6 protein-coding genes are annotated in these 6,611 nt (G+C 51.1%); 5 read left to right on the top strand and 1 reads right to left on the bottom strand.

Going from position 1 to position 6,611, the window contains the following annotated elements; translation table 11 throughout:
• Nucleotides 1–24: 24 nt before the first annotated feature.
• From KK083_RS19970 to KK083_RS19955, 4 genes are all read left to right on the top strand, one after another.
• Entirely contained in the window at nt 25–1,227 is a 1,203-nt protein-coding gene (locus KK083_RS19970) for a hypothetical protein (protein ID WP_254166848.1), read from the top strand.
• Between the two features lie 114 nt (nt 1,228–1,341).
• The gene (locus KK083_RS19965; RefSeq protein ID WP_254166846.1) at nt 1,342–3,141 is read left to right on the top strand and encodes a hypothetical protein; all 1,800 of its coding nucleotides are present in this window, start codon (nt 1,342–1,344) and stop codon (nt 3,139–3,141) included.
• Between the two features lie 9 nt (nt 3,142–3,150).
• Complete coding sequence (locus tag KK083_RS19960) at nt 3,151–3,933, top strand: hypothetical protein (protein WP_254166844.1); 783 nt, start codon at nt 3,151–3,153, stop codon at nt 3,931–3,933.
• A 174-nt stretch (nt 3,934–4,107) separates the two neighbouring features.
• Nucleotides 4,108–4,578, top strand: a complete 471-nt coding sequence (locus KK083_RS19955) for an OmpH/Skp family outer membrane protein (protein ID WP_254166842.1) — start codon at nt 4,108–4,110, stop codon at nt 4,576–4,578.
• 97 nt (nt 4,579–4,675) lie between these two features.
• On the opposite strand, the gene KK083_RS19950 is transcribed toward KK083_RS19955, so the two are convergent.
• Nucleotides 4,676–5,554, bottom strand: a complete 879-nt coding sequence (locus KK083_RS19950) for an AraC family transcriptional regulator (RefSeq protein ID WP_254166840.1) — start codon at nt 5,552–5,554, stop codon at nt 4,676–4,678.
• A 337-nt stretch (nt 5,555–5,891) separates the two neighbouring features.
• Here KK083_RS19950 and KK083_RS19945 point away from each other — a divergent pair.
• The coding region (locus KK083_RS19945; protein ID WP_254166838.1) for a ThuA domain-containing protein at nt 5,892–6,611 on the top strand (720 nt) is incomplete at its 3' end.

Raw genomic sequence — 6,611 nt, 5'->3', positions numbered from 1 at the left:
CTAAAGAACGAATTAACTTACTATATGAAAAAAATGCTCAAGCCCTTGTTGGTGCTCTTCACCAGCAAGACCTTTACCAACAAAACCTCATTACTGCTTCTGCTCACGAGCTTCCTCACCACAGCAGCCCTCGCGCAGGTACCCTCCACAGACGGTACCTTCACCGCTGTTGCACCTTCCGATCTGAAGCTGTTCACCGGTACAAATCAACGTCTCACCATCCTGAACACCACAGGCTTCGTGGGCATCGGCCTCGGTGCAACGTCGCCCACGGAGATGCTGCACGTGAACGGCAACATCCTGGCAACAGGAAGCTTCTCGACCTCCGGTAGTGTTACGTCTTCCGGCAACATCGCGTCGGCAGCTACGATCTCTGCAACGGATTTTTCCGCATCCACCGGTAATTTCAGCAGCGCGGGCAACTTTTCATTCCTCACCAACGGCACGCCGCGGCTCTCGGTGCTCGGCTCCAATGGTTTTGTGGGTATTGGCCTGGGCGCAACGTCGCCATCAGCAATGCTGCATGTAAACGGAGATGTGTTGTCGACTCAGTACACGGCTGCGAATGGACTCTTCAACAGCAGTGGCAACCTGTCACTCGCCACCAATGGCAGCGCCCGCCTGTCGGTGCTGAACAGTAACGGCTTTGTGGGCATCGGCATCGCCAGCCCTGCACAGATGCTGCACATCAATGGCGGTAATATTGTTCTCGACAACGGCACACCTACACTCTTTACCGGCGCCGGTGATGCAGACCACCACCATTACCTTCGTATTGCAAACTCAACCGAACGTGCCAACCCTTCGGGACTGAAAACCGGCGGCATTCTGATCGCGGATAACTTTGATTACGCCGCTCCCGGCCAGAACGATCTCATCGTGAAAGGAAAGATCTCCGTGGGCACACCGCTTACCAACACCTATGAGCTTGCCGTGAACGGTAAAATTGGTGCAAAAGACGTGAAGATCGAAAGAAGCAGCGCTGCCTGGCCCGATTACGTGTTCGCTACATCGTACAGGCTGCCATCCCTCAGCGAAGTGGAAAAATATATCCAGGCAAACCATCACCTGCAGGATGTTCCTTCCGCAGAAGAGGTTGAGAAGAACGGTCATAGCCTCGGTGACATGGACGCGGTGCTGCTGAAGAAAGTGGAAGAGCTGACCCTCTACATCATCGAGCAACAAAAACAGATCGATGCGTTGAAGCAACAATTGGAGAAAAAATAAAAATACAGTTCCCGCAGTCCCGATACCTATCGGGATCGCAGAAAGGCGCAGATACTATCATCGACACATCAGCGTAAATCTGCGTGATCCGCGGGAAACCTGGCGACAACTGAAATGAAGAACCTGATCCCCCTGTTCCTGGTCTGCCTGGCGGTGTTCACAACACATGCCCAGCAGCCTATTGAGCAGCAGGGAAAGGAGACCGCGGCGAGGGTTCAGCAGATCGTTAAACGCGATACCACGAAAGCAGACACCGTTAAAAAGCAGAATGGTATCGTAAAAGAAATCAAAAAGGATGTCAACGACCTGAAGCAAAAAGTGACGGGCACCGTGCAGCAGACGAAAGATATTGTGAGATCGAACAGGAGCACCTTATCAAAAAAGCCGGAGCCGCCGGCAGTGAAAGATCCCGAAGCGTTGAAGGCCGAAGGGGAGAAGAAGGTGGATGCGATGGTTGACGAATCCGTGGCGGACACAGGCATCGGTGAGGTCAGGAAGATCGACGATGACCTGAAGAACGAGGGGAATGGCTTAAGAGATGAAGGCGAAAACCTGAAGGACGAAGCCAGGCGCGAAGCAGAAGCGCTGAAAGACAGTAAACCCGACAGCACGGACCTTAAGAAGCTCTCGCAGGGCATGCACCGTAAAATGCTGGATGAAAAAATGTCGCAGATGCAGTACAGCTCTGACGATCCCGAGAATGCCCCGTGGAAGAAAAAGATGTTCAGCAAAGATGACCTCAAAGACCTCGGCGACCTGGAGGCACCCTCACTGTCGAAAGACAAGCTACCGTCTGCAGAGGGGAAAGCCGACGTTTATGAAGACAAGCTCAAGAACCTGAAGGTACCCGGTGCGCCCGATGGCAAAACCCCCGATATAAAAGAGGCAGCGAGCAAAAAGCTGAGACCGGCAAAATTGTCCAATCTCCAGGACAGCATCGCCGGCCTGGGCAATAAGATCGACGCCGATAACCTGAAGCAGAGTCTGCTGGGCGCCAAAAGAGTATATTCTGATAAGTACATTAAAAAGATCTATGATTCGCTGGGGGCGGCGAAGGCAGACAGTATTCTTAAAGTAGCTTCTGCTTTTGCAAAGACCGAAACGCCCAAAGACGAATTGCTGAAACGTATCAACAGCTCCATCTCAGGCAAATCCGTGGATGGAGCCAGCTACGATCCAGAGAAGGGTATCGGCATGAAGGACGAGGACAAGCTGAACACCCTCGAGAAAGACTTTGCCGGCACTGACCTTTCATCGCTGAAGAAGGGTAATATCTCCGACCTGAAGTTACCACAGTCAGTGCTTTCGGAGTTGCCGCCACTCTCGGGCACGGCGCTCGACTCGAAGTACCTGCCCCTGGTAGACAGCATGCGTGAGGTTACGCTGAAAGCCAAAGGTTATTTGATGGAAGATGAGAAGATCACGGAAGAGCTGAAGCGGTCTGCGCTGAAGAAGAAACCTTCCTTTATGAACAAGAGCTATTTTGAAGGCATCATCGGGTTCTTCAACGGCGACACTGCCGTGAACGTCATCCAGGTGTCGCCTTCATTCGGTTATCATTTTACAGATTTTCTCTCTGCCGGCCTCGGCCCAAGTTTCCTGGTACAGCTCCGGGAAAAGAAGCTGAACGTGGAGACCGGGTTCAGGTCGTTTGTGAAAGGAGAGGTCTGGAAGCAACGTGCTTACCTCCAGGTGGAGGACAACGTAAAACCTTCGAAGCTCGACCGGGAGATCTCGAAGAATAAGATCGTTCACGAAGTGCTGGCAGGGGGTGGCGCATTGCTGCCCATCAGCAAATCGATCGGTATTAACTTCCAGATATTGTACCGGGTCAACAAGCTGGCCGGTAATCCTGACAAGTCTCCCTGGGTTTTCAGGATAGGCCTCAGTTCAATGAAAAAGCCAAAAAAATAACCACGCATCATGAGCTATAAAATAATGAACCATTCAGCATTTGCCGTTGCCCTGATCGTTGTATTGAGCAGTTTGTCGGCAGTAGGGCAGGGGTTGAAAAAAACACCGTACTATATAAACCTGAATGCCTCCGATGGCGCCAGAACGTACGAGGTCACAGACGAGACCCTCGCCCTGCAATACACTGATGCTTACGGGCGCTGGCCGGAGATCCCATTGAAGATCACGGATGCAGAAGACAAGCCGGTTGCCACGGTAAGCCTCGGCAAGGTTTACGGACTGAATAGTTTTGTGGTGGCGCTAAAAGATATTTACAGTGACTGGAAGAACGATCACACTTACTTCTGCACGCTGAAAGATGAGCAGGGTAAAATATACGAGCTGCCCTTCAGGCTGGTGGAGGCCCCTGAGAAACCGGGCCCGGCGGTGAGCATTGTGGTAAGCCCGGAGCAGATGAGCTGTGACGAGCTGTCGTTCAGCGTTGTAAAATTCTATGGCGATATCAAGGGCGGCAAGGCCCCTTACCAGGTGAACTGGTATGTGCTGAACAACGAACGCACTGATTTCCTGTACCAGCCCCGGGAGCAGATCCTGGAAGCTTCCGGAAAAACGCCCGTCATCACCGTCGACAAAACACCCGACTACTATGTGGTGCTCTATGTGAAAGATGCTTGTGGCAACGAAGAGCAGAGCATCGTTCAGCTTGTCTGTGAAGATAAGCGCAAGAAGATCAATACCATCTTTGTAGAGCAGCTCGGCAGACCGCTCACCCGACCGCTAACAGGCAACTGACGCCCTGACGCCCGTGTTGGTGTTCTTCACCAACACGCTCTCTCGCCGCCCCACGCCCTTGTTGGTGTTCTTCACCAACAAGCTCTCACACACCCAATGCCCACACCCCGAGCTGAACATAACAAAATAAATCCCATATTTGCAGGTGAAGTCCGTTAACCAAAACGTTATCCCTTGAAAAACATCCTCCTCACGCTCAATTTCCTCCTGATCATCGGTCTCGGCATCTACGTCATCGCCAAACCCGGCAAGAAAACCGCTTTCATCCTCAACCAGCAGGTCTTCAACGCTTTTGAAGGAAAGAAGGAGCTTGAAAAGAAGCTTAACGATGTGAAAGCCCGCCACCAGCACGTGCTGGATTCAGTGGGGGCGTTGATCGGCAACAGCAAAGACGATCCGAAACTGTTATTGTATCAGCAATACGCGCAACACTTCCGCATCGAGCAGGAGCAGACCACCGAACAATACACCGCCGACATCTGGAAACGCATCAACCAGCACGTAGCCGACTACGGCAAAGAGAACGGCTACGACTTCATCCTCGGAGCCTCCGGCGATGGCAGCCTCATGTACGCTGAAGAGGGGAATAATATCACGGAAGAAGTGATTGTTTATTTGAACGAGCGGTATAAGAAAGGCGTGTAATTAGTTGCCGGTTGCCAGTTGCCGGATGACAGTTTTCATTCTTCTTACTCCTTAATTCTTACTCCCCCTTCTGACTCCTGACTCCTGGCTTCTGATTTTAAGGATACTCCGTCTCCGCATACTTCTTCCGATATTCCAGCGGATTATAATGGGTCACCGTTTTGAATTGTCTGTTGAAATTGGAAAGCGTATTGAACCCACTGTCGTAGCACACCTGCGAGATATTCATTTTTTTCTCGATCAGCAGCTTGCACGAATACCCGATGCGGATCTCGGTAAGAAAATCAGAGAACGTTTTGTTGGCGTGTGTTTTGAAATACCGGCTGAACGATGTCGGTGTCATGTTCGCGATGGCGGCCACTTCTTCCAGCGTGATCTTCTCCCTGAAATTTTTCATCACATAGGCGTGCACCCTGTTCATCCTTTCCGTATCTGACTCCTTCAATGAGTTGGTGTACCCCGCGCTGGATAAAAGGTTGTGTGATGAGCCATTCGCCAGCAGGTTCAACAGGTTGAGCAGCATGAGCACACTTTCAAAATCACTGGCCGTGACCAGCTCCGTCATCAGGGCCGCTGCTTTGTCTGCCGTGTCTCCAACGATCTCCATACCACGTTGCGCTTTTGTAAAAAGTTGCCGGATGCGATATGCTTCTTTTTTCTGGAGAAACTCATTTCCTAAAAAATGTTCGTGGAAGTATACCACAATGCCTTCTGTCCACAGGTGCTCATCGCCTTCAAAGTACTCCGGATCGCTTCGCCACAGGTGCGGCAGGTCAGGCCCCGTGAATACAAGGTCTCCTTTCTTAAATGGACTCACATGATCGCCGATGAAACGCGTACCCGTGCCCTTCAGCACAATGAAGAGCTGATACTCCGGATGAAAATGCCAGTTAGGATCAAAATGCGGCGCCCGCAGGAATTTAACCTCAAATGCATGCTCATGCGATATCGGCGACTTCTGAAGCGCGGCTTTCATATATAATATAGTGTTGTCTTGGCAAAGTCAAATTGTGTTGGAGTCCACGGTCACAGTCGATAGTCGGGGAGCAACCCTTTGAGGGTTATGCAGGTGCATATGAACTTAAATAATAGACTGCCTCTTGAAAAGCCCTCAAAGGGTTGTGGACCGTCGACCGTGGACTGTGGACCAATCTGCCCGGCTTCCATAACCGGGGCTATCATATGGTACTCATTTATCTTAAAAATCGACCCCCATCCCCATTGCATGCTAAAATACAGTCAAAAGCTGATAAAATTCAGGAATCGATTGCAATTTTTTAGATCGAATTTCATGATATCAATGCCGAAGGTTTATGAAGACGAAGATTACAAGCGTTTCGTGCGCCACCCTGCTGATCATGATCGCAGGTTGCCTGTTTTATTCCTGTGAGAATCCACGCGCTACCAGCCTGGGCACGGGACCGCGAAAGATCGAGATCCTGTTCCTCGGACACGCCAGTGAACATCACAACTCAGCAATGAACCTGCCCATGCTGGCTTCTGTGCTGTCGAAAGAAGGCATCAACTTTACGTACAGCGATCAGCCAGACGTGCTGAACGCGGAAACACTCTCGAAATATGACGGACTGATGATCTACGCCAACCATGAGAAGATCACGCCGGAGCAGGAAAAAGCATTGATGGATTATGTGGCAGCAGGCAAGGGATTCATTCCTGTGCATTGCGCCAGCTTCTGTTTTCAGAATTCACCGGAGTACATCAAGCTTGTGGGCGGACAATTCCTCAAGCACAAGACCGATACATTCACTGTGCCGATAGTCAACAAGGAGCATCCGCTTGCTAAGTCGCTCAGGGAGTTCACCACATGGGATGAAACCTATGTGCACGACAAGCTCACTGACGACAGGACCGTGCTGATGGAACGTGTGGAAGGAGATCATCGCGAGCCCTGGACGTGGGTAAAAGAACATGGCAAGGGAAGAGTGTTCTACACGGCTTACGGACACGACGATCGTACCTGGAATAATCCCGGGTTTCACCAGCTGATGAAAGACTGTCTCTTATCCACCTCT

The sequence above is a fragment of the Chryseosolibacter histidinae genome, assembly GCF_018598225.1.
Classification (GTDB): domain Bacteria; phylum Bacteroidota; class Bacteroidia; order Cytophagales; family Cyclobacteriaceae; genus Chryseosolibacter; species Chryseosolibacter histidini.
Note: the sequence above shows the minus strand (reverse complement) of the source record. Positions and strands in the feature narration are given on the sequence as shown.

What these genes read in the sequence shown, in the direction of transcription:
- KK083_RS19970 (WP_254166848.1), top strand. Translation starts at nt 25, where the DNA reads ATGAAAAAAATGCTCAAGCCCTTGTTGGTGCTCTTCACCAGCAAGACC.
- KK083_RS19965 (WP_254166846.1), top strand. Translation starts at nt 1,342, where the DNA reads ATGAAGAACCTGATCCCCCTGTTCCTGGTCTGCCTGGCGGTGTTCACA.
- KK083_RS19960 (WP_254166844.1), top strand. Translation starts at nt 3,151, where the DNA reads ATGAGCTATAAAATAATGAACCATTCAGCATTTGCCGTTGCCCTGATC.
- KK083_RS19950 (WP_254166840.1), bottom strand. Translation starts at nt 5,554, where the DNA reads ATGAAAGCCGCGCTTCAGAAGTCGCCGATATCGCATGAGCATGCATTT.